Source organism: Streptomyces sp. DG2A-72 (assembly GCF_030499575.1).
Classification (GTDB): domain Bacteria; phylum Actinomycetota; class Actinomycetes; order Streptomycetales; family Streptomycetaceae; genus Streptomyces.
Genome location: NZ_JASTLC010000001.1, coordinates 4,097,233 through 4,118,750 on the forward strand (window position 1 = coordinate 4,097,233; position 21,518 = coordinate 4,118,750).

Sequence of the window (21,518 nt, forward strand, 5' to 3'; positions counted from 1 at the left end):
GCGAGTTTACCCGGGTGCTTGACATGTCATACACCTGCGCTCTAACGTACATGACACATCATATGATGCGTCATGCATTCGTCGGGCGCCGAGATAGATGATGTGGCATGTAGTGGGGGCGTGGCCCCTGAATCAAATAAGAAGGAGAAGGCCGTGGCGGAGAAGAAGGTCATCGCGGTGGTCGGCGCGACCGGTTCCCAGGGCGGCGGGCTGGCCAGGGCGATCCTGGCCGACGCCGGTGGTGGGTTCGCGGTACGTGCGCTGACGCGCCGCCCGGACTCGGATGCCGCGCGCGAGCTCGCGGCCCTGGGTGCCGAGGTGGTGAAGGCCGACCTCGGCGACCTGCGGAGCCTGACGGAGGCGTTCGACGGGGCGCATGGGGCTTTCCTGGTGACCAACTTCTGGGCGGACATGTCGCCCGAGCGGGAGAAGCAGGAGGCGGCCACCATGGCCCGGGCCGCCAAGGCCGCGGGTGTGGCCCATGTGATCTGGTCGACGCTGGAGGACACCCGCGACTACATCCCGCTCGACGACGAGCGCATGCCGACGCTGATGGGCGGCTACAAGGTGCCGCACTTCGATGCCAAGGCCGAGGCCAACCAGTTCTTCATCGATGCCGGGGTGCCGACCACTTTCCTGCAGACCACCTTCTACTGGGAGAACCTGCTCGGCCCGATGGCGCCGCGACGGGGAGACGACGGCCGGCTCGTACTGGCCATGCCGATGGCCGACAGTCTGCTCGCCGGCATCGCCGTCGAAGACATCGGCAAGACCGCCTACGGCATCTTCCGCCGCGGCGGCGACCTCATCGGCCGCACCGTGTCCATCGCGGGCGAGCACCTGACCGGCAAGCAGATGGCCGAGCAGCTCAGCGTGGCCCTGGGTGAAGACGTGGCGTACGTGCCGGTGCCTTTCGACGCGATGCGGGCGCAGCCGTTCCCCGCCGCGGCCGAGTCGGGCAACATGTTCCAGTTCTATGCGGAAGTGCCCCAGTTCAACGCGGTCCGCGACCTCGACGTCGTCCGCAGCCTGAACCCGCAACTGCAGACGTTCCAGCAGTGGCTGGACGCACACAAGCACGCCTTCGCCGGCGCCTGACGGGCGACCCGGCGGGTCTTGTTCCACGCATCTGATCCCAGGGCCCCGGCGTTCTCGCGAAATACCGCTTTCCTCCCGCGCATCGGGACGCATCACGAGAACGCCGGCCCTGTCTGCCTCCCCCTTGATTGGTAACTCATGAACATCGTTTTGTGGATTCTGGCCGGCCTGCTCGCCGCGCTCTTCCTGGCCGCCGGCGGCGCGAAGCTGGCCCAACCGAAGGAGAAGCTCGCCGCCTCGCCGAACATGGCGTGGGCCGAGGACTTCTCTCCCGGCATGCTCAAGCTGATCGGCGCCCTGGAGGTGCTGGCCGCGGTCGGGCTGATCCTGCCCGCCGCGCTGGACATCATCCCCGTCCTGGTACCGCTGGCCGCCGTCGGCCTCGTGCTGCTGATGGCCGGGGCGGCGACAACCCACGCCAGACGCAAGGAGTCCAGCGCGATCGTGCCGAACCTCGTGCTGATCGTGCTGGCCGGTGCGGTGGCATGGGGGCGCTTCGGCCCGTACCCCTTCGCCTGATCGCCGGCAGCGTCCCTCCAGGGAGGAACAGGAAGGAGCACCATGCCCGCCATCACCGTCGAGGACATCCTCGTCCTGCCCCGCCTGCCCGCACTCGCCCCTGCCAGAACCCGGCTCCGTGAGGTGCGCCGGCTGGTCACCGCACCGCGCGGCCACGAGGGTGAGGGCTTCCCGGTGCGCCGCGGGTTCGCCGATGTGCCACTCTCCGAACTGGATCCTTTCGTCCACTTCGATCATCTCGGCGAAGTGGACCTGGCCCCCGGTGAGCCCAAGGGGACCCCGTGGCATCCGCACCGCGGCTTCGAGACCGTCACGTACGTCATCGACGGCATCGTGGACCACCAGGACTCCAACGGTGGCAGTGGGCGGATCGCCGACGGCGACACCCAGTGGATGACCGCCGGGGCGGGCATCCTGCACATCGAGGCGCCACCGGAGAGCCTGGTGATGAGCGGGGGCGTGATCCACGGCACCCAGCTGTGGGTCAACCTGCCCCGGGCGAAGAAGCTGGTCCCGCCCCGATACCAGGACATCCGCGGCAGCCAGGCGGCGCTGCTGACCACACCGGACGGCGGCGCGCTGATCCGGGTCATCGCCGGCGACATCGCCGGACACGCCGGACCGGGGGTCACACACACGCCGATCACGCTGGCGCACATCACAGTCGAGCCTGGCGCCCAGGTCGACCTGCCCTGGCACCCCGGATACAACGCGCTGGTCTACGCCCTGGCCGGCGCCGGAACCGCCGGCGCCGAGAACAGGCCGATCCAGGTCGGTCAACTCGCCGTGCACGGGCCCGGCGACAGCCTGCGCCTCGCCGCCGCGCCGCGGCAGGCTTCACACACCCCGAAGCTGGAGCTGTATGTCATGGGCGGGCAGCCGATTCGTGAACCGGTCGCCCACTACGGCCCGTTCGTCATGAACACCCGCGACGAACTGGTCCAGGCCTTCGAGGACTACCAGGCCGGCCGGCTCGGCGTCATCCCCGCCACCCGGCTGCCGCACACCGGATAACCGGCCACCGAATCTCCCTGGCCCGCGGCACCGGCCGCACGCCGGGTCCTGTCACCGCGAGCCGGCTCGCGGTGACAGGACCCGGCGTGCGGCCGTGGTTCAGTGCCGACTCAGCCGGGGTATGCGCGCACGCAGTTTCGGGAACTGGGCGAGGGCGTTGGTCCGCTCGAGAGCGATCCTCTGGTGCGGGCTGTAGACGCTGTCGACGGGCGGTTCGGGGTCGCCCGTCCGCGGGTCCGGCAGACGTCCCTCGAGGAACGGCATCTGCTCCACGTTGTCGGCCTCGAAGAGGTTGTGGACGGCCGGCCAGTCGCTGCCGAACATGATGTGGTCGGCCGGCACGAGCGACGCCAGTGGCAGCAACTGGGCGGCGGTGAACGCCTGCGCGTCGTCGAAGTACAGCCGCGAGATGTGGTCGAGGGGGCCTTCGGGCAGTACGGAGTTGAACGGCGGGAAGAACGCGTGCAGCGTCGCGAGCCGGTAGGACAGGAACGGCAGCGTCCCGCCGCAGTGCGTGAAGTGCCAGCGGATGTTCGGGTGGTCCCGCAGGACACCGTTGTAGATCAGGCTCGTCATCGCGCGGGTCGCGTCGAAGGTGTACTCGTAGACGAAGTTCAGGGCCGGGATGTCGGGGCCGTAGCGGAGCTTCGGGGCCGGATTCACCTCCGGACCCGTCGGGTGGACGTAGACATAGGCGCCGTGGTGGTCGAGGACCTCGTACAGCGGCGCGAACGAGGGGTCGCCCAGGTAGCGGCCCTGGTAGTTGGTGAGCAGACAGATGCCGTCGAGGTCCAGCTCACCGAGCGCGCGGTCCACCTCGGCCACCGCGCCCTCGATGTCCGGCATCGGGGTGACCGCGAAGATCCCGAACCGGTCACCACGGGTGCGCACGAGGTCGTGGGCGTAGTCGTTTGACCGCGCGGGCGGTGACGCGGCGGTCGTCGACCGGGCCGAGGGTGAGCTGGAGGTCGCCGAACGACAGGACGCTCGCCTGGATCCGGTACCGGTCCATGAACGCCAGGTGCGCCTCCAGCGACCAGGGACCCACATAGGCCAGGGTGTCGGCGAGGCGGCCGTGACGCTCCAGGTAGTCGTAGTACACGTCGGGGAAGTAGTGCGCGTGGGTGTCGATGCGCCAGTTGCCCTTCGGCACCCCTCGGCCGGACGGTGCCGCGGCGGCGGCCGGCACCGCACCCGCCGCCGCGACGAGGGGCGCACCCGATGCCGCCTCGGTCAGTCTTCGAGGTGAGGTGCTCCGTTCGGGGTCCATGTCTGGGGCTCCTCTTCTCGCAGGCCCGTCGTCGTCCGGACGGGTTGGTGGATGGGGCCGGGGACGCGGGACAGGGGCAGGCCGGTGCCGTTGTGGATGTGGGCGACGATCTCGGCGGTGATGGAGATCGCCGTCTCCTCGGGCGTGTGCGCGCCGAGGTCCAGGCCGATGGGGGAGCGCAGGCGGGCCATCCGGTCCTCGGGTACGCCGGCTTCGCGCAGGAGCTGCTGTCGGTGCTCGTGGGTACGGCGTGAGCCCATCGCGCCGACATAGCCGACCGGCAGGCTCAGCGCCAGGCGGAGCAGAGGGACGTCGAACTTGGCGTCGTGGGTGAGCACACAGATCGCGGTACGCCCGTCCACCTCGGTGCGCTCCAGGTAGCGGTGGGGCCAGTCGGCGACGACCTCGTCGGCGTACGGGAAGCGGGCCCGGGTGGCGAAGACGGGGCGGGCGTCGCAGACGGTGACGTGGTGGCCGAGGAACTGCCCGGCCCGGCTGAGGGCGCCCGCGAAGTCGACCGCGCCGAAGATCAGCAGGCGGGGGCGGGACGCGTGGGTGTGGACGAGGACCGACAGGCGCTCGGGGCAGGTGTCGGCGTCGCCGCCCACCTCGACACGGCGGGTGCGGCCGGCCCTCAGCTGTGCGCGGGCCTGCGCTGCGACAACCTGGTCCGCGTTCGTGTCGCCCACGGTTCCGCGGTGAGCACCCGTGCCCTCGGGGACGTGGAGGGTGCGGCCGAGGAGGTCGTCCGGGCCGTCCACCACCTGGGCCACAGCGACGGGCCGGCCCCGTACGACCGCGTCGAGGGCGTCGATGAGATGCGGGTCGGCGGCGGGCTCGACCCGCTGCACCAGGACGTCGATCTCGCCGCCACAGGTCAGGCCGACGGCGAAGGCGTCGTCGTCGGAGTAGCCGAACCGGGCGCGGGCGGGACTGTCGCCGTCCCTGAGCACTTGGACGCACAGCTCGTAGACGGCTCCCTCCACACAGCCGCCGGAGATGCTGCCGACCGTGTGGCCGTCCGTGTCGACGGCGAGGGAGGTACCGGGTGGCAGGGGTGCGCTGCCGCTGACGTCGACGACGGTGGCGAGGGCGAAGGGTCGGGCCTCGCGGCACCAGTCGTACAGCGTGTCCGCGATGTTGAGCATGGGCGTGCGCTCCGGGTGATGGGGGGCTTGAGGACCGCCGCCGCACCACTGTGAGGGGACAGGGTGCGACGGCGGCCTGGTGCCCGGCGGTGGGCCGTCGCCGACCGCCGGACGCTGGGGAGCCCGGGTGACCGGTGACGACGCGGCCACCCGGGAGTTCAGAGCAGGGCCTCGGGCTTGATCGGCAGTTCGCGGATCCGGCGGCCGGTGGCGTTGAAGACCGCGTTGGCGATGGCGGGCGCCACTCCGACGATGACGACCTCACCGAGTCCCTTGACGCCGATGGGGTCGGCTTCGTAGTCCTCTCCGTCGATGTAGATCGCCTTCAGTTCGGGGATGTCGGCGTGGGTGGGCACGAGGTAGTCGGCGAGGTTGGCGTTGACGATCCGGCCGTCGCGGTGGTCGGTGACCGTGTGTTCAAGGAGGGCCTGGCCGATGCCGCCGGTCATGGCGCCGAGGGCCTGGCTGTCGGCGAGCGCGGGACTGATGATCCGGCCGGCGTCGTACACGCCGACCATGCGCCGTACCCGTACCAGGCCGAGGCGGGCGTCGACGGCGACTTCGGCGAAGGTCGCTGCGTAGGCGTAGAGGGAGAACTTCTCCGTTTCCGGCGCCCCGGCGTACGAGCCCATCGCTTCGAGGTGGGTGCGGTTGTTGCGGGCCAGGAGCTGCTGGTACGTCTCCCCGCGCGCGGGGTCGTCCTGCACGTGCAGTCGGCCTCCTCGTACGACGATGCCGGCGGGGTCGACGCCGTGCAGCGGTGACTCCTCGTCCCCGACGGCGAGTTCGATCGCCTGCCGCCGCAGTTTGTCGCAGCCGTCCTGGACGGCGGATCCGACGCTGGCCATGGTCTGCGAACCGTAGTGGCCGGGGGCCGGAGGCAGACGGGAGTCGCCGAGCCGGAAGGTCACCCGGCGCATGGGCAGGCCGAGGGCGTCGGCGGCGAGCTGCGTCATGGACGTGGCGGTGCCGACGCCCATGTCGGCGGTCGCGGCCTGGAGCAGGGCGGTGCCGTCGGCGTCGAGCCGGACGGATGTCTGGGACTGGGACCGTGCTGTGTCGTAGACGCCGGCGGCCATGCCCATACCGATGAGCCAGTCGCCCTCGCGCCGCGAGCGCGGCTTAGGCCTGCGCCGCTCCCAGCCGAACTCGCGGGCGCCCACGCGGTAGCACTCGCGCAGGCGGCGCGTGGAGAACGGCAGCCCGCTGGACTCGTCGTCGGCGGGCTCGTTGCGCAGCCGCAGCTCGATGGGGTCGAGTCCCAGTTCGTGGGCGAGCTCGTCCATCGCCGACTCGACGGGGAAGGCACCGCTGGCGTAGCCGGGGCCGCGCATATACGTCGGTGTGTTCACGTCCAGCGGTACGTGCCGGTACGCCTGGCGGACGTTGGGGGTGCTGTAGAGCATCCGGCCGGGGGCCAGCACGTCCTCGATGTGTGTCTCGAATCTGGAGGTCTCGGCGCGCACGTCGTGCGCCGACGCCGTGAGACGCCCCCGGCGGTTGCTGCCCAGGCTCAGTTCGTACTCGTACGCGGGCCGGTATCCCACGCCGAAGTACAACTGCCTGCGGGTGAGGGCGAGTTTGACGGGGCGCTGCACCTCGCGTGCGGCCACGGCGGCGATGACGGAGTGCACCCAGGTGCGCATGGCGTTGCCGAAGGCCCCGCCGATGAACGGGGCGATGACGTGGATGTCGTCCTGTGGCATGCCGAGCGCGTCGGACATGGCGTGAGCGGCGAACTGCGCTCCTTGGCTCTTCTCCCAGAGGGTGAGCTTGTCGCCGTCCCAGCGGGCGACGACGCCGGCCGCTTCCATGGCGTTGTGGTGGTTACGGGCCGTGCGGTACGTCATCTCCAGCCGGACGGGGGCCGAGTCCAGGGCTTCGTCGGCGTCGCCGCGCGCATAGGTCTCGGGCTCGTCGGCGGGGTCGGCGGCGGCCAGATCGGTGGCGGGACGCTGGGCGTCGTAGGAGACCTTCACCAGGCTCGCGGCGTGCTGGGCCACCTCCAGTGTGGCCGCCACCACGACCGCGACGGGCTGTCCGAAGAACCGGATGCGGTCGTCCTGGAAGGCACGCAGCGGCTTGCCCGGCGGCCATTGCCCTTCAACGGGCGGGAGTTCGGGCGCATTGAGGTGGCTGATCACCTTCAGCACGCCCTTCTGGGCCTCGGCGGCGCGGGTGTCGATGCCGGTGATGCGGCCGCGGCCGACGCTGCTGTCGACGATGACCGCGTGCACGACCCCGTCGGGATTGTTGTCGGCGGCGTACTTCGCCTGCCCGGTGACCCTCAGCCGGGCGTCGACTCGGGAGACCGCCGCTCCGACGGCTGCCTGTGGCTGCGGGCTCACTTGCCACCTCCTACGATGCGCAGTTGACGCTCGATGGTCCGTTTGAGCAACTCGACCTTGAAACGGTTGTGTTCGAGGGGCCGGGCCCCGTCAGCCGCCCGCTCGGCGGCCTTGGTCCACAGGGCGTCCGACGGCCGGTGTTCGATGAGCTCCCGCTCGACGGCGGGCAGTTTCCAGGGGACGGTGCCCACGCCTCCGGCGGCCACCTTGGCTTCGCGGATCACCCCGCCGCTGATGTGCAGGGCGACGGCCGCGGAGGTGAGCGCGAACTCGTAGGACTGCCGGTCGCGGACCTTCAGGTAACCGGACTTCAGCGGGCGCGGGTAGGGCGGCATCTCCACTGCGGTGATCAACTCGCCGGGGCGCAGGTCCTGTTCGCGGTGGGGTGTGCTGCCCGGCTTGAGGTGGAAGTCGGCGAAGGGCACGGTCCGCTCCCCGTCCGGGCCGAGCAGGTGGACGGTCGCCTCCAGTGCCGCGAAGGCGACGGCGGCGTCGGAGGGGTGGGTGGCCACGCAGTCGTCGGTGGTGCCCAGGATGGCGTGGGTGCGGTTGACGCCGTGCAGGGCCGCGCAGCCCGATCCGGGTTCACGCTTGTTGCAGGCGGCGCTCACGTCACGGAAGTACGTGCAGCGGGTGCGCTGCATGATGTTGCCGCCGATGGTGGCCATGTTGCGCAGTTGGGGCGACGCGCTCAGTTCCAGCGCCTGCGAGATGACGGGGTACAGGGCGCGCACCTTGGGGTGGGCGGCGGCCTCGGCCATGCGGACCAGGGCGCCGATGCGCAGGCCCCCGCCCTTGGTGGCGGTGATCTCGCGCAGGGGCAGGGCGCTGATGTCGACCAGCGAGCCGGGGTGTTCGACGGTCTCACGCATCAGGTCGACCAGGGTGGTGCCGCCGGCGATGTAACGCCCGCCGCGCCGACCGGCACTGAGGGCTTCGCGCGTGTCCACGGCCTTGGTGTAGGTGAAGGGATGCATGGGAATCGGCCCTCACTTCCGGCCCGCGGTCTGCTGGACCGCGCGCTCGATCTTCACGTAGCAGCCGCAGCGGCACAGGTTGCCGCTCATCCACTCCCGGATCTCCTCCGCCGAGCCGGCGTGGCCCTCCTGGACGCAGGCGACACCGGACATGATCTGGCCGGAGGTGCAGTAGCCGCACTGGAAGGCGTCCTGGTCGATGAACGCCTGCTGCAGCGGGTGCAGCCGGTCCCCCTTGGCCAGGCCCTCGATGGTGGTGACCTCGGCGCCGTCCAGCCGGACCGCCAGCGTCAGGCAGGAGTTGACCCGCTGTCCGTCGACCAGGACGGTACAGGCGCCGCAGGCCCCGGCGTTGCAGCCCTTCTTCGAACCGGTCAGGTCCAGGTGCTCGCGCAGCAGGTCGAGGAGCGAGGTGCGGTTGTCGATCGTGACGGTGTGCCGGACGCCGTTGACCGTCAGGGAGACGCGGCTGCCGTGCGGCGCCTCGGCGGCGGCCGCTTCCCCGGAACCGGGCAGGGGCACCGCGACCAGGCCGCCGGCCAGGGCGGCCCCTCCGGCCACCGTGGTCGTCGCGATGAACGTACGCCGGGTCGGTGCCGAGCCGGATTCGGCGGGGGGAGACACGGCTGGGTCGGGAAGTTCGGTGGACATGCCCACTCCTCGGTGCGGGGTACGGATGGTCCTGCTGATCGGCGCGAACCTGGCGGGGCGGGGCGTACGGGGCGTCTCCTGACGCACCCCCGCCCCGCCCCCGAGCCGGACGCCGACCCGCGGTCTCGCGTGTGCGCCCGCCCCCGCCTCGGCTGTCGCGGCAAGGGCGGTGCGGGGCCCGCTGCTCAGGCGACGGGCAGGTGCCCGTAACGGGCGGCCGGGGAAGAATGGTTGCCGGTCAGCAGAGCGGATTCGCCGGTCAGGAGGGCGTCGAGCGCGGCAGCCTGGTCCTCCAGACCAGGGACGCAGACGGACTCCCCCAGGCGGACGCCGGCGAGACTGGCATGCGCCACACCCTCGGCCGTCATGGCGGCAGGGTAGCCCTGGCCGAAGCCGCTGTGGAACTCCGTCGCCACCACCCCCGGGCACACCACCTGGGCATGGACCCCGGTGCCGGCGAGTTCGTGGGTGAGCGTCCGCGTGAAGGCGACCGTGGCGGCCTTCGCGCCCGCGTACAGGGTGCGCGGTATCGGCATCTCCTGACCGGCACTGAAGGCCAGCAGTGAGGCGAGGGTGATGACGGTGCCCTCACCGGCGGCCAGCATCCCGGGCAGGGCGGCCCGCACCAGACGCATGGAGCCGACGGCGTTGAGTGTGAGGAGACGGTCGATCTCGACGGCATCGATGTCGGTGAGCGGTGCGAAACCGCCGACTCCGGCGTTGCAGATCAGCAGCCGGACGTCTCCGGTGGCCAGGCGGTGGGTCACGGCGTCGAGGCCGTCGTGCGTGCTGAGGTCAGCGGGCAGAACGTCGACGGCGGCACCTGCTTCGCGCAGTTCGGCGGCCAGCTCGTTCAGCCGGTCCACCCGCCGGGCCACCAGGACGAAGTCGCAGTTGGACGCCAGGAGCCGGGCATAGGCAGCGCCAATGCCGGACGAGGCCCCAGTGATCAGAGCAAGAGTTCGGGACATGCGCCCAGCATTAACCAAGCACCTGTCGAGAATCAAGCATTTGATAGCAAGTGGTTGATACACGTGAACTCCCGTATCCTTCTCGTGTGACCACGGATGACGAGAAGACGCCTGGTGGCGATGCCAGAGCCATCTGGGCCCTGCGGAGGGCGGAACTCGCCGTGCAGGCACTCAAGGGACAGCGGCTGCGCACCCTGGACATGGCGCCCGCGCACTACTCCCTGCTGTTCTGCATCCATGACGAACCCGGTCTCACGGGCGCGGAGGCCGCCCGCCGCCTGAACGTCACCCCTCAGGCCGTGGCATCGCTGGTGACGCGACTGGAGGGGCGCGGTCAGTTGGAGCGTCGGCAGCACGCGCTGCACCACCATGTGCAGGAGCTCCACCTCACCGACGCCGGCCGTGAGGCTTTCGGCTCCGCCAGTCGCATCGTCGCGGACATCGAGCGCCGCGTCGTCGAGCGGCTGGGCTCGGACGGCACTGCGCAACTCACCGCCCTGCTCGGGCAGGTGGTCGAGGCGGTCCGGGAGCCGTAGGTCACCGCTGTGGTCAGGTCAGCGGTACCCGGCGGTGCTGCCGGCGATCGTCGACGTGTGGTGGGCGGCGAGGACGGCCGTGTCGGCGTCGTGGCGAGCCAGGAGGGACCGGACGCGCTGGGTCGCGGGTGGGCCGAGGGCGTCGACGTTCGTCACAGGTCGAGGGCGGTGGCCCGGAGTTAGTGATTCCCTTCAGAAAGCGCGAGGGTGAGCTTTCAATCTCTGACGCACCGTGATCGCCACCACCCATGCCCGCAGAGCACTCGTCGCTTTCATGGCCTCCGCCGCCCTGCTGGGCGCCGTCGGCGTACCCGCCGTCGCTGCGCCGTCCGCCGCTCCCGCCGGGCACTCCGGTTATGGCACCCACTCCGGTTATGGCGACTTCGCCCGCCTCAGCCACCAGAAGGCCGTCACCGTACGCGTCCTCAAGGGCCTGTTCGAGCGGGGCGACACCGGGGTCGTCGATCGCTACGTCCGCCCGGGCCTCATCCAGCACAACCCCCTCGCGCCTGACGGCGCCAAGGCGCCGAAGAACCTCGGTACGGCCCTCCACCAGAAGTTCCCGGACGCCAAGTACGACATCAAGCGGGTGATGTCCGAGGGCGACCTGGTGCTCGTCCACTCGAACGTCGTCATGACGCCGGGCGAACGGGGCAAGGCGGTCTTCGACATCTTCCGATTCCAGGGCGGGAAGATCGCCGAGCAATGGAACGTGGCGCAGGACGTGCCCGAGACTTCCGTGAACGGCAACGACATGTTCTCGACGGAGAGTTGGCCGCGCACGGAGCAGCCGGGGCCGGCGTGGCTCACCGAGTACAACAAGAAGGTGGCCACCAAGGCCTTCGACGAACTCATGGTCCACAAGGACCTGTCGGCGATCGACCGCTACTACGGCCCCGAATACCACCAGCACAACCCGACCGTCCCCGACGGGGTGGAGGGCGCGAAGGCGGGACTCGGCGGACCTTCGAGGCCCTCCCGCAACTGGAGGTCTCCCGGAAGCGGGTGATCGCGCAGGGCGACCTGGTCGCGATCCACCAGCACTTCGTGGAAGCACCGGGTGCACGGGGGCAGGCGATCGTGGATCTGTTCCGGGTGCGGAACGGGAAGATCGTCGAGCACTGGGACGTGATCCAGGCCGTGCCGGAAACGTCGGCGAACGACAACACCACGTTCTGAACGAGGCTGAGTGCGTCCCCTCTCCGATCATCGGACCAGTCTGGCAAAATGCATGACGCGTCACGTATATTCCTGATGTGTCATGCACGATCGCTGGTCCGCTCGTCGGGTCCTGTACGCGAGGGGCAACCATGAAGGCCGTCACCGTCACCGCGTTCGGCACTCCCCCCGTCCTGCGCGAGGACGTTCCGGAGCCGACCACGGGGGCCTGGCAGGTACTGGTCCGCGTCCAGGCGTCGTCAGTGAACTGGCTGGACGCGGACATCGCCTACGGCGCCCTCAAGGACATGCCCCCGCACGAGCTGCCGATCACACTGGGCCGGGACTTCGCCTGGATCGTCGAGGCCGTCGGTGAAGGCATCAGCGGGATGGAGGTCGGCGACGAGATCTTCGGGGCCGTACCCATGGCGGAGACCGTTCGCGACGGGGCCTGGGCCGAACTCGTCGTGACCGGCGGGCACACGCTGACCCGCAAGCCCGTCCCAGTCGACACCGCGACCGCCGGTGCGGCCGCGCTGACGGCCAGTGCGGCGCTCATGACGGTCGACGCGCTGGACCTGGCACCCGGCGACACCGTCCTTGCCGGGGGGCGACCGGCGGGATCGCCGTACCACTCACCCGGGCGGCCGGAGCGACCGTCCTGCCGGGACGGCCCGAGGACAAGGAGTACCTGCGCGCCCTGGGCGCGAGCGACGTACTCCCGCGTGGAGGTGACCTCGTTGCCGCCGTACGCGGGAAACACCCCGGCGGGGTGGACGCGTTCGTCGACGCCGTGACCACGTACGAGATCACGCCGTTCGCGGGAGTCGTCAAGGACGGCGGCCGTATCGCCTCGCCGACCTACGCCGCAGGTCATGGCCCAGGCCGCACCGACGTCGTGCACGGGTCGTGCCGCGAGACCCTCGGACGCGTGGCGCGGCATCTCGCCGATGGCACGATCACGATTCCCTTCGGACGGACCTACGCGCCGGCGGACGCGGCCACGGCGCTGCAAGCCCTCGCGACCCGCCACACGCGCGGCACGATCGCCCTGAGCATCGCCTGAACCCGGTCCATCCCCCCTTCATCACCCGTCTCCTTTCGAGAGCCGGGCATCGGCATCACGGAGCAACAATGACCGCACAGTTGACGGGTGAGCGCACACTGACCCGCATCACCACCAAGCAGCAGCTGGGCCCCGACGCGCAGGTCGACGACAAGGCACTCGTCTTCGTGCCGACCGACCCGGCCCTGACCGATCCCTTCCTCGCCCTGGTCGAGGACTGGTTCTCCACCCCCGGCTTCGAGTGGCACCCCCACCGCGGCCTGGAGACCGTCACCACCGTCGTGGACGGCGTCCTGGAACACGGCGACAACCTCGGCCACGCCGGGGCGCTGCAGGCCGGTGAGGTGCAGTGGATGACCGCCGGGCGCGGCATCATCCACCGTGAGCTCGCCTACCGCGACGAGCACGCGCACGTGCTGCAGATGTGGCTCAATCTGCCCGCCGAGAAGAAGCTGACGCCGTCGCGCTACCAGGACCTGACCAAGGCCGCCATGCCACGCGTGCGGACGCCGGGTGTGACGATCGACGTCCACGCCGGCACCGTCGGCGGCATCACCGGCGCCGCCGACACCCATCACCCGGTGCAGGGCGTCGTCGCCACCCTTGACCCCGGTGCCGTCTACGACCTGCAAGTCCCCGCCGAACACCGGCTGTTCGCCCACGTCATGACCGGGCGCCTGCTGATCGGCGGCCGAGAACTGCACGCCGGGCAGACCGGCTGGTCCGACCCCGCCACGGGCAGGAACGGGGACGACGGCGGTGCTCCGGCGGCCACCTCGCTGCACCTGGCGGCCGTCGACCCCGAACAGCCCGCCCGCGTCATGGTCTACAGCGGCACTCCCCTGCGCGAACCCGTCGCCCTCGGCGGCCCGTTCGTGATGAACACCAAGGTGGAGATCACCAAGGCGTTCACCGACTTCCACGCCGGCGCCTTCGGCCCGGTGCCCCGCCAGGCCCGCCTCGCCTACGACCGATGACCGGACGTCTGCGACACGGACCGACAACAACCCAGACCACCAGAAGGACAGAAGGACCAGAAACAAGATCGGGTACTCGCCGGCGCTGCCGGCGCGCTCGGCACCATGGCCGTGGGAGTGGGTGCCGGCCTAGGGATGCCTCCGCGACCGCGACGGCATCCCCGGCACCGGCGGCCGCGCCGGTGACGTTCGCACCCGGCCGGGCTGTCCTCTTCCGCCGGGCAACCGTGATCACCATGGACCCCCGTCGCGGGATACTGCCCGGCACCGACGTCCTGGTCCGCGGCACGGACCTGCCGGCCGCCGTCGGGCGTGGTGGTCTGTCATGACGGCGAGAGGGACTACATCCGCCTGCTGGATGGCGCCCACCACCTGCTGAAGGCCCCGCTGATCGTGGTGTGGGACCGGCTGAGCACCCACATCTCCAAGGCGATGCAGACGCTCGTGGCCGAGCGGGACTGGCTGTCAGTGGTCCTGCTGCCCGGGTATGCGCCCGAGCTCAATCCAGTCGAGGGCATGTGGGCGCATATCAAAAGGAGCCTGGCCAACCTGGCCGCCCGCATCCTCGGCGAGCTGGAGACTCTGCTCCGCAGACGGCTCAAGACGCTGCAGTACCGGCACCGCGTCCTCGGCGGATTCCTCGCCGGGACGGGCCTCACTCTCGACAGACCGGACCGACCCTGAAAACGCCGAAGTCCGTAACCCACGGACAGCCGAAGCGTCGAGCTCCGGGCTACGCCCAGGTCACTCCTCACTGTCAGCCGTGGAATGTTGTGGTCTCCCTCAGCGTGGCACGCTCAGTGATGATGTGGTTTACCGGTGCGGCGTCGTCGGCGTATCCGAACGAGATCCCGACGAGCAGTTTTCCTGTGGTGACGCCGAGTTCGGCGCGTACCTCGTCGGCGTAGAAGCTCAGCAGTCCCTGCGGGCAGCTGGCCACGCCATACGCGGTCATCGCCAGAAGTAGCGTCTGCATGTAGGCGCCGACGTCGGCAGCCAGCCGCGCGTTGTCCTGTTCGGCGACGAAGAGGAACGCGACATGCGGTGCACCGTAGAACCCCAGGCTCTCGGCGTCATATGCCGCGCGCGCCGCATGGTCGTCAAAGCCGATGCCCAGTGTCCCGTAGAGCTGGCCGCCGAAGGCGACCCGCCGCTCCTGCTGCACCGGCGAGTAAAGGTCATCGCTGTACGGGAAGTCGACCGACACGCGCCGTGCGGCGTGGGCCTCCTGAAGGGACGCCGCCAGACGGTCGCGCGACGCGCCACTGACGACCTCCACCCGCCACGGCTGCGCGTTGGAGTTGGACGGCGCCGCTCCAGCCAGCGAGAACATCGTGTGCATCGTTTCTTTGGGCACGGGCTCGGGCTGGAAAGCCCGCGTCGCACGTCGAGCACGGATCAGCTTCTCCGCGTAGCTGCTCAGCTCGGTGTGGTCGGACCAACTCATGGGACTCCTCCTCGATGTAAACGTTCCCGTTTACTTGAGGTGAGATAGTAGCCCCGCGCTCCGAGCAAAGTAAACGCGACCGTATGCTTCCTTCATGGGCACGATGGGTGACACGACGCGGCGAGGAGGGCGAGGCGCAAGGGAACGCATCCTGGCAGCCGCCGCCCGACTGTTCGCGGATCAAGGGATCGCTGGGACCGGCATGGAGCAGGTCGCAGAGGCGGCACCGGTGTCCAAGCGGACCCTCTACGCCCACTTCCGCTCCAGGGACGAACTGGCGATTGCCTACCTGCAGGCGCTGGCCTCGTCGGGGAACACCATGGAGGGTGTGCTGATCCGTGAGGACCTCAGCCCTCGCGAGCGGATTCTTCGCTTGTTCGATCAACCCACCCCGGACACGGCCTCGGTGCGAGGGTGCCCCTTCATCGACGCAGCGGCAGAGTTCCCCGATCCGAAGAATCCGATCCACGCCTACGCCCGCGAACAGAAGCTCCGAATGGTGCAGTTGGTCACCGATCTGGTGGCGGAACTGGGCTGCAGTGAACCCGCCGCACTCGCCGAGCAACTGGTGACCCTCGCGGACGGAGCAGCCAGCCGTGCCATGGTGCTGAACCAGGCGGACTACGGCCAGCACGCGCGCGCAGCCGCGAAGACCCTGTTGGAACAGGCTCTCACGCCTCCCTCAGGACGCTGACTTGCCAACGAAGACGAACGCCGCCTGCGGCCAAAGCCAGGCCAGGTGCGTAGGGCTCCGTGGCAGCCGCTTCCTGCTCCGACTACGTCATTCGGGATCAACCACCGCGTCCACCTCGGCCGCGACGACTACGTCCGCGTCGCTACTGTCGACTACTCAGACCCTAAAACGCCGAAATCAGTAAAGACGCGCCACGGCCGTTCCGCTCGACAGGCGCTGGTCAGCCCACTCTCTCGGCTGGGGCCGCCGCAAGGCACGCTCCCGCGCGGCCGAGCTGCTGGAGACCGTCGGCCTCGGCGCCGACACCGGCAAGCGGTACCCGCACCAGCTCTCCGGCGGCCGGCAGCTGGGGGTCCCCCAATAGCCCGAGGACGAACAGGGGGGCTAACCCCAGTGCGGCCCCCGCCCGCGCTGCCTACCGTTGAGCGCATGACGGGAATGAACGCGCGGGACGCCGAAGTCAAGAAGGAACTCAACGCCACCCTGCAGGCTCGCAGGGAACTGGGCGAGGAGTACGAGTCCGCGCTGGTCGACTCGTTCCTGGAGAAGGTCGACCAGCGCATCGACGGCGCTGTGGAGCGCCGGGTGCGCCGGCAGCTCGCCGAGCAGCAGATGGTGGTGGCCCGGGACTCACGGTCGCCGAGGGCCAACGACTCCGACACCTTCGGCGAACGCTGGGGCTTCGGGATCGTCTCGCTGGTCCTCGCGGTACCGCTGTCCGCGATCGGCGGCGGCGTCGCGCATCTGCCGGGCCTGCTCGTCGCCTGGGCGGGCATCGTCGGCGTGAACGTGGTCCAGGCCGCCCGCAACAACCCCGGCCTGTTCCACCGGCGCCGCAAGTCCTCCCAGGACAGCGACTGGGAGGGGTGACCCCGCGGGGCCTCAGGCCTGGCGGGTCGGCAGGACCATGACCTGGCGCAGGTTGACGTGGCGCGGCCTGCTGACCGCGTACGTCACCAGGTCGGCGACCTCCTCGGACGTCAGCGAGCCCACCGCGGCGACCATCGCGTCCAGCTCCCCGGCCCGCACCGGATCGGTGACGTGGTCACGCAGCTCGCTGTCGGTGAAGCCGGGCTCGACGTTGGTGACCCGTACGTCCCGCGGGCCGACCTCGGTGCGCAGGCACTGGGAGAGATGGGTGAGCGCGGCCTTGGTCGCGCTGTAGACCGAGTAGTTCGGGAACGTCAGATGCGCGCCGATGGACGAGATGTTCACCAGGTCCGCGGTGCGCCCCTCGGCGGCCACGCCGATCAGGTCCCCGGTGAACGCCCCGGTGACCCGCAGCACCCCGCTCACATTGGTGTCGATCATCCGCGTCCAGGCGGCGACGTCCCCCTGGTCGATGGGGCTCGGCACCATCACACCGGCGGAGTTGGCGACCAGGTCCACGTCTCCGTACGCCCCTTGGACGCGGTCCTTGGCGTCCGCCACCGACCGGTCGTCGGTGACGTCGGTGACCACGGCGAGGGCCTCGCCCCCGTCCGCCCGGATCTTCCCGGCGATCGCCTCCAGCCGCTCCCCGCGCCGGGCCAGCAGCGCGACCCGCGCACCCTCCCCGGCCAACTGCAGGGCGATGGCCTCGCCGATGCCGCTGGCGGCTCCGGTGACGACAGCGGTACGGCCGTTCAAGCTCTCGTACGACATGAAGGACTCCCAGGTCGCGGCCGGGGCGCCTCCCCGGCGGCACCGACCACACTGGGCGTCCGCCGGCGCCTTACCCAGGGATGAGCTTTTCCTGGGTCTGGCAGAACCAGGTTCGCGAGCGCCCCAGCACCTACGCTCAAAGCCATGGACGGGGAACTCGGAGACTTTCTGCGCTCGCGCCGCGCCCGTATCCAGCCCGCGGAGGTGGGGCTGCCGTCGTACGGGCGGCGCCGTGTGCCGGGGCTGCGCCGCGAGGAGGTGGCGCAGCTGGCCGGAGTGAGCGTCGACTACTACGTCCGGCTCGAACAGGGGCGGGGGCCGCATGTGTCGGACGCGGTCCTGGACGCGGTGGCGCGGGTGCTGCGGCTGGACGAGACGGAGTGCGCGTATCTGCGGACGGTTGCCCGGCCCCGCCCGCGCCGCTCGGGTGAGCACCGCCCGCCCGCACCGCGGGTCCGGCCCGGCGTCCAGCTGATGCTCGACGGCATGGAACGCACCCCGGCCTACGTGCTGGGCCGCCATCTGAACGTCCTCGCCTGGAACGCCCTCGGCGACGCGGTGGGCGGCTTCAGCCGTGTGCCGCGCGCCGCGCGCAACCTTCCGCACCAGGTCTTCCTCGCTCCTGAGGCGCGCGACCTCTATCCCGACTGGTCCGCGGTCGCCGCCCAGGTGGTCGCCCATCTACGACTGGACGCCGGCCACCATCCGGACGACCCCGAGCTGTCCGCCCGGGTCGGCGAACTCTCCGTCAAGAGCGAGGACTTCCGCCGCCTGTGGGCGGACCACCAGGTCCAGGCCTGCGTGTGCGGCGTAAAACGCATCCAGCACCCGGTCGCGGGCCTGCTGACGCTCCCCTACGAAACGCTGGCGGTCCAGGCGGAACCGGACCAGAAGATCGTGGTCTACACGCCGGAGCCGGGTTCGGACACGGCGGAGCGGCTGGCGCTGCTGGGGAGTTGGGCGAGCACGAACGCCCGCTGAAAGAACTGCGCGCGGAGACGACCGCGAAAGACCTATGCGCGGGGACCGCCGCACCCCCGTTGCCGGGGGGCGGGACGACGGCGGTCCCCGCGAGGGACGCGGGCCGGGTCAGGGCCGGGCTTGCGCGTCCTAGGCGTCCATGGAGGTCCGGGAGCCGCTCCGGAGGTCCTTGACGCCGTTCGGCGTCGGCCGGGGCGGGGAGCCGCTCCCGCCCTGCCGACACCCACTAATGTGCCGGACCCGTGTTAAGCGGGTGCTGCGCGGACGTGACGCGCTCGTACCACTTCCGCGAAGTCCACGAAAGCCGTTGATCACCGCAAGTTCCCTGTGGCCACGGCCCGTTCACCGGACGTTCGCTGCTACTTCCCGCCCTTGGCCAGGAAGGCCAGCAGATCCTGCCGTCCGATCACGCCGGTCGGCTTGCCCTCGACCAGGACGATCGCCGCGTCCGCCTTGCCCAGCACGGACATCAGGTCCGCGACCGGCTCGCCGGAGCCGACCTGCGGCAGCGGCGGGGACATGTGCTTCTCCAGCGGGTCCTCCAGCGAGGCCGTCTTGGTGAACAGCGCGTCGAGCAGCTCCCGTTCGACCACGGAACCGACCACCTCGGCGGCCATCACGTCCGGATGCCCGGCGCCCGGCTTCACGATCGGCATCTGCGAGACGCCGTACTCGCGCAGCACCTCGATGGCCTGGCCGACCGTCTCGTCCGGGTGCATGTGGACGAGGTGGGGGATGGCGCCGTGCTCCTTGTCGTCGAGCACGTCGGCGACGCGGGCGCTGGGGCCCTCGTCCTCCAGGAAGCCGTAGTCGGCCATCCACTCGTCGTTGAAGATCTTGCTGAGGTAGCCGCGTCCGCTGTCGGGCAGCAGGACGACCACGACATCGTCCGGCCCGAGCCGCTCGGCGACCCGCAACGCCGCGACGACGGCCATGCCGCAGGAACCGCCGACCAGCAGCCCCTCCTCCTTGGCCAGCCGCCGGGTCATCTGGAACGAGTCCTTGTCGGAGACCGCCACGATCTCGTCGGCGACCGTCCGGTCGTACGCCGTAGGCCAGAAGTCCTCACCGACGCCCTCGACGAGATACGGCCGCCCGGATCCGCCCGAGTACACGGACCCCTCGGGGTCGGCGCCGACGACCCGCACCTTGCCGTCACTGACGTCCTTCAGATACCGCCCGGTGCCGGAGATGGTCCCGCCGGTGCCGACGCCGGTCACGAAGTGCGTGATCCGTCCCTCCGTCTGCTCCCACAGCTCGGGGCCGGTGGAGTGATAGTGCGAGAGGGGGTTGTTGGGGTTGGAGTACTGGTCGGGCTTCCACGCGCCGGGCGTCTCGCGTACGAGGCGGTCGGAGACGTTGTAGTACGAGTCGGGGTGCTCGGGGTCGACGGCGGTCGGGCATACGACCACCTCCGCGCCGTACGCGCGCAGGACGTTGATCTTGTCGGTGCTCACCTTGTCGGGGCACACGAAGATGCACTTGTACCCCTTCTGCTGGGCCACGATGGCCAGCCCCACGCCGGTGTTGCCGCTGGTCGGCTCGACGATCGTGCCGCCGGGCCGCAGCTCCCCGCTCTTCTCCGCGGCCTCGATCATGCGCAGCGCGATGCGGTCCTTCACCGAGCCGCCCGGGTTGAAGTACTCCACCTTGGCCAGGACGGTGGCCCTGATGCCCTTGGTGACGTTGTTGAGCCTCACCAGCGGGGTGTTGCCGACGAGACTGATCATCGAGTCGTGGAATTGCACCGTTGTCTCCGGATGCTTGCAAAAGAAGTGGTCGTTATTGGTTCCGCCAGCCTATGACCTTCAGCTTCACCGTAGCGGTCGTTCACTCGCCGTTGAGATTGGGCGACGCCCGGTACGGGGCAAGCAGTGGATGTACGGCAATGAGGAGGTGGCGGCTACGCATGACGAGCATGTCTAGGGCGCGGGTGGCCCGGCGGATCGCGGCCGGCGCGGCGTACGGGGGCGGCGGGATCGGCCTGGCCGGCGCCGCGGCCGTGGGGCTGGTGCTGGCGGAGGTACAGCTGGCCAAGCGCCATGTGAACAACGGCACGTCACCCCACCCGCCGAACGCGGACGGCCGGTACGGCGCCTCCTACACCACCCCTGACTCACCGCCCCTGCGGCTGGCGATGCTGGGCGACTCCACGGCCTCCGGCCAGGGCGTCCGCCGGGCCGGCCAGACACCGGGCGCGCTGCTCGCCTCCGGTCTCGCGGCGGTGGCGGAACGGCCCGTTGAGCTGCGGAACGTGGCGCTGCCGGGAGCCTGCTCGGACGACCTGGACCGCCAGGTGACGTTGGTTCTCGCGGACCCGGCGCTTGCGCCAGACGTCTGCGTGATCATGATCGGCGCGAACGACGTGACGAACCGGATGCCGCCGACGCGCTCGGTGCGTCATCTCTCGGCGGCGGTACGGCGGCTGCGTACCGCCGGCGCGGAGGTGGTCGTCGGCACCTGCCCCGACCTCGGCACGATCGAGCCGGTCCAGCAGCCGTTGCGCTGGCTGGCCCGCCGGGCGTCCCGCCAATTGGCGGCGGCCCAGACGATCGGCACCGTCGAGCAGGGCGGCCGCACGGTGTCCCTGGGCGACCTGCTGGGCCCCGAGTTCGCGGCGAATCCGCGGGAGCTGTTCGGCCCCGACCACTACCACCCGTCGGCGGAGGGTTACGCCACCGCCGCCATGGCCGTCCTGCCCACGGTCTGCGCCTCCCTCGGCCTCTGGCCGGCGGAGGAGGAGCGCCCCGACGCTTCCCGCCGCGAGGGCTTCCTGCCGGTGGCTCGCGCCGCAGCCGAGGCCGCCTCGGAGGCCGGCACGGAGGTCACGGCAGCGATGCCGACGGGACCGCGGGGACCGTGGGCGCTGCTGAAGCGTCGACGCAGGCGCCGCGTAACAGAGCCGGAGCCGTTGCACACCCCGAGCTGATCTCGCCCCCGCCGCCCTTACCCGTCCCATCCCTGGGGGCTGCGCCCCCAGACCCCCGCTTCGGCCTGAACGGCCTCGTCCTCAAACGCC

The 21,518-nt window shown here is 70.4% G+C and carries 25 protein-coding genes and 1 pseudogene; 15 read left to right on the top strand and 11 right to left on the bottom strand.

Annotated features, from left to right (window positions below):
- Window positions 1–153 precede the first annotated feature (153 nt).
- The 3 genes from QQY66_RS19245 to QQY66_RS19255 all read left to right on the top strand — a co-directional run bounded on the left by QQY66_RS19245 (window position 154) and on the right by QQY66_RS19255 (window position 2,631).
- Window positions 154–1,098: an NmrA/HSCARG family protein gene (locus tag QQY66_RS19245; RefSeq protein WP_301981582.1), complete on the top strand. Its 945-nt coding sequence runs from the start codon at window positions 154–156 to the stop codon at window positions 1,096–1,098.
- 138 nt (window positions 1,099–1,236) lie between these two features.
- Window positions 1,237–1,617, top strand: coding sequence for a DoxX family protein (locus QQY66_RS19250; protein WP_301981583.1), 381 nt, complete (start codon window positions 1,237–1,239; stop codon window positions 1,615–1,617).
- Between the two features lie 42 nt (window positions 1,618–1,659).
- Window positions 1,660–2,631, top strand: a complete 972-nt coding sequence (locus QQY66_RS19255; protein WP_301981584.1) for a pirin family protein — start codon at window positions 1,660–1,662, stop codon at window positions 2,629–2,631.
- Window positions 2,632–2,730: 99 nt separating this feature from the next.
- Here the strand turns inward: QQY66_RS19255 and QQY66_RS19260 are convergent, their stop codons facing one another.
- The 7 genes from QQY66_RS19260 to QQY66_RS19290 all read right to left on the bottom strand — a co-directional run bounded on the left by QQY66_RS19260 (window position 2,731) and on the right by QQY66_RS19290 (window position 9,996).
- Entirely contained in the window at window positions 2,731–3,522 is a 792-nt protein-coding gene (locus QQY66_RS19260; RefSeq protein ID WP_301981585.1) for an amidohydrolase family protein, read from the bottom strand.
- The gene (locus QQY66_RS19265) at window positions 3,506–3,901 is read right to left on the bottom strand and encodes a hypothetical protein (protein ID WP_301981586.1); all 396 of its coding nucleotides are present in this window, start codon (window positions 3,899–3,901) and stop codon (window positions 3,506–3,508) included. Before QQY66_RS19265 ends, QQY66_RS19260 begins: the two co-directional genes overlap by 17 nt.
- Window positions 3,865–5,049: an XdhC family protein gene (locus QQY66_RS19270; protein ID WP_301981587.1), complete on the bottom strand. Its 1,185-nt coding sequence runs from the start codon at window positions 5,047–5,049 to the stop codon at window positions 3,865–3,867. Before QQY66_RS19270 ends, QQY66_RS19265 begins: the two co-directional genes overlap by 37 nt.
- Window positions 5,050–5,207: 158 nt before the next feature.
- Window positions 5,208–7,397 (bottom strand): xanthine dehydrogenase family protein molybdopterin-binding subunit, encoded by a 2,190-nt coding sequence (locus tag QQY66_RS19275; RefSeq protein WP_301981588.1) that lies wholly within the window; start codon window positions 7,395–7,397, stop codon window positions 5,208–5,210.
- Complete coding sequence (locus tag QQY66_RS19280; protein WP_301981589.1) at window positions 7,394–8,374, bottom strand: xanthine dehydrogenase family protein subunit M; 981 nt, start codon at window positions 8,372–8,374, stop codon at window positions 7,394–7,396. The genes QQY66_RS19275 and QQY66_RS19280 overlap by 4 nt, the downstream gene beginning before the upstream one ends.
- Before the next feature lie 12 nt (window positions 8,375–8,386).
- Entirely contained in the window at window positions 8,387–9,025 is a 639-nt protein-coding gene (locus QQY66_RS19285) for a (2Fe-2S)-binding protein (RefSeq protein ID WP_301981590.1), read from the bottom strand.
- Window positions 9,026–9,210: 185 nt separating this feature from the next.
- Window positions 9,211–9,996 carry an SDR family oxidoreductase gene (locus QQY66_RS19290; protein WP_301981591.1) on the bottom strand — a complete coding sequence of 262 codons (786 nt, stop codon included), beginning with the start codon at window positions 9,994–9,996 and terminating at the stop codon, window positions 9,211–9,213.
- 86 nt (window positions 9,997–10,082) lie between these two features.
- Between QQY66_RS19290 and QQY66_RS19295 the strand changes: the two genes are divergently transcribed.
- Complete coding sequence (locus tag QQY66_RS19295; RefSeq protein ID WP_301981592.1) at window positions 10,083–10,532, top strand: MarR family winged helix-turn-helix transcriptional regulator; 450 nt, start codon at window positions 10,083–10,085, stop codon at window positions 10,530–10,532.
- An 18-nt stretch (window positions 10,533–10,550) separates the two neighbouring features.
- Here the strand turns inward: QQY66_RS19295 and QQY66_RS19300 are convergent, their stop codons facing one another.
- Window positions 10,551–10,688, bottom strand: coding sequence for a hypothetical protein (locus QQY66_RS19300; protein WP_301981593.1), 138 nt, complete (start codon window positions 10,686–10,688; stop codon window positions 10,551–10,553).
- 76 nt (window positions 10,689–10,764) lie between these two features.
- Between QQY66_RS19300 and QQY66_RS19305 the strand changes: the two genes are divergently transcribed.
- The 6 genes from QQY66_RS19305 (at window position 10,765) to QQY66_RS19325 (ending at window position 14,417) form a co-directional block, all read left to right on the top strand.
- Entirely contained in the window at window positions 10,765–11,541 is a 777-nt protein-coding gene (locus QQY66_RS19305; protein WP_367666979.1) for a nuclear transport factor 2 family protein, read from the top strand.
- Window positions 11,538–11,711, top strand: coding sequence for a hypothetical protein (locus QQY66_RS50425; RefSeq protein WP_367666980.1), 174 nt, complete (start codon window positions 11,538–11,540; stop codon window positions 11,709–11,711). The genes QQY66_RS19305 and QQY66_RS50425 overlap by 4 nt, the downstream gene beginning before the upstream one ends.
- A gap of 131 nt (window positions 11,712–11,842) precedes the next feature.
- Window positions 11,843–12,487, top strand: a complete 645-nt coding sequence (locus tag QQY66_RS19310) for an alcohol dehydrogenase catalytic domain-containing protein (protein ID WP_301981594.1) — start codon at window positions 11,843–11,845, stop codon at window positions 12,485–12,487.
- The gene (locus QQY66_RS19315) at window positions 12,391–12,756 is read left to right on the top strand and encodes a zinc-binding dehydrogenase (protein WP_301987401.1); all 366 of its coding nucleotides are present in this window, start codon (window positions 12,391–12,393) and stop codon (window positions 12,754–12,756) included. The genes QQY66_RS19310 and QQY66_RS19315 overlap by 97 nt, the downstream gene beginning before the upstream one ends.
- Before the next feature lie 68 nt (window positions 12,757–12,824).
- Window positions 12,825–13,733 (top strand): pirin family protein, encoded by a 909-nt coding sequence (locus QQY66_RS19320; RefSeq protein WP_301981595.1) that lies wholly within the window; start codon window positions 12,825–12,827, stop codon window positions 13,731–13,733.
- A gap of 312 nt (window positions 13,734–14,045) precedes the next feature.
- Window positions 14,046–14,417: a transposase gene (locus tag QQY66_RS19325; RefSeq protein ID WP_301981596.1), complete on the top strand. Its 372-nt coding sequence runs from the start codon at window positions 14,046–14,048 to the stop codon at window positions 14,415–14,417.
- Between the two features lie 73 nt (window positions 14,418–14,490).
- Here the strand turns inward: QQY66_RS19325 and QQY66_RS19330 are convergent, their stop codons facing one another.
- Entirely contained in the window at window positions 14,491–15,180 is a 690-nt protein-coding gene (locus QQY66_RS19330) for a nitroreductase (protein WP_301981597.1), read from the bottom strand.
- A 94-nt stretch (window positions 15,181–15,274) separates the two neighbouring features.
- On the opposite strand from QQY66_RS19330, the gene QQY66_RS19335 reads away from it, so the two are divergent.
- The 3 genes and pseudogenes from QQY66_RS19335 (at window position 15,275) to QQY66_RS19345 (ending at window position 16,744) form a co-directional block, all read left to right on the top strand.
- Window positions 15,275–15,874, top strand: a complete 600-nt coding sequence (locus tag QQY66_RS19335) for a TetR/AcrR family transcriptional regulator (protein ID WP_301981598.1) — start codon at window positions 15,275–15,277, stop codon at window positions 15,872–15,874.
- Between the two features lie 232 nt (window positions 15,875–16,106).
- Window positions 16,107–16,229 (top strand): annotated as a pseudogene (locus QQY66_RS19340) (ABC transporter ATP-binding protein); the annotation flags it as partial.
- Between the two features lie 83 nt (window positions 16,230–16,312).
- Window positions 16,313–16,744, top strand: a complete 432-nt coding sequence (locus tag QQY66_RS19345) for a hypothetical protein (protein WP_301987403.1) — start codon at window positions 16,313–16,315, stop codon at window positions 16,742–16,744.
- A 12-nt stretch (window positions 16,745–16,756) separates the two neighbouring features.
- Here QQY66_RS19345 and QQY66_RS19350 read toward each other — a convergent pair whose 3' ends face one another.
- Window positions 16,757–17,518, bottom strand: coding sequence for an SDR family oxidoreductase (locus QQY66_RS19350; protein ID WP_301981599.1), 762 nt, complete (start codon window positions 17,516–17,518; stop codon window positions 16,757–16,759).
- Between the two features lie 144 nt (window positions 17,519–17,662).
- Here QQY66_RS19350 and QQY66_RS19355 point away from each other — a divergent pair, with 144 nt between their 5' ends.
- Window positions 17,663–18,499, top strand: a complete 837-nt coding sequence (locus QQY66_RS19355; protein ID WP_301981600.1) for a helix-turn-helix transcriptional regulator — start codon at window positions 17,663–17,665, stop codon at window positions 18,497–18,499.
- A 359-nt stretch (window positions 18,500–18,858) separates the two neighbouring features.
- Here the strand turns inward: QQY66_RS19355 and QQY66_RS19360 are convergent, their stop codons facing one another.
- Window positions 18,859–20,247, bottom strand: a complete 1,389-nt coding sequence (locus tag QQY66_RS19360; protein ID WP_301981601.1) for a cystathionine beta-synthase — start codon at window positions 20,245–20,247, stop codon at window positions 18,859–18,861.
- A 161-nt stretch (window positions 20,248–20,408) separates the two neighbouring features.
- Between QQY66_RS19360 and QQY66_RS19365 the strand changes: the two genes are divergently transcribed.
- Window positions 20,409–21,428, top strand: a complete 1,020-nt coding sequence (locus QQY66_RS19365; RefSeq protein ID WP_301981602.1) for an SGNH/GDSL hydrolase family protein — start codon at window positions 20,409–20,411, stop codon at window positions 21,426–21,428.
- Window positions 21,429–21,518: the final 90 nt, after the last annotated feature.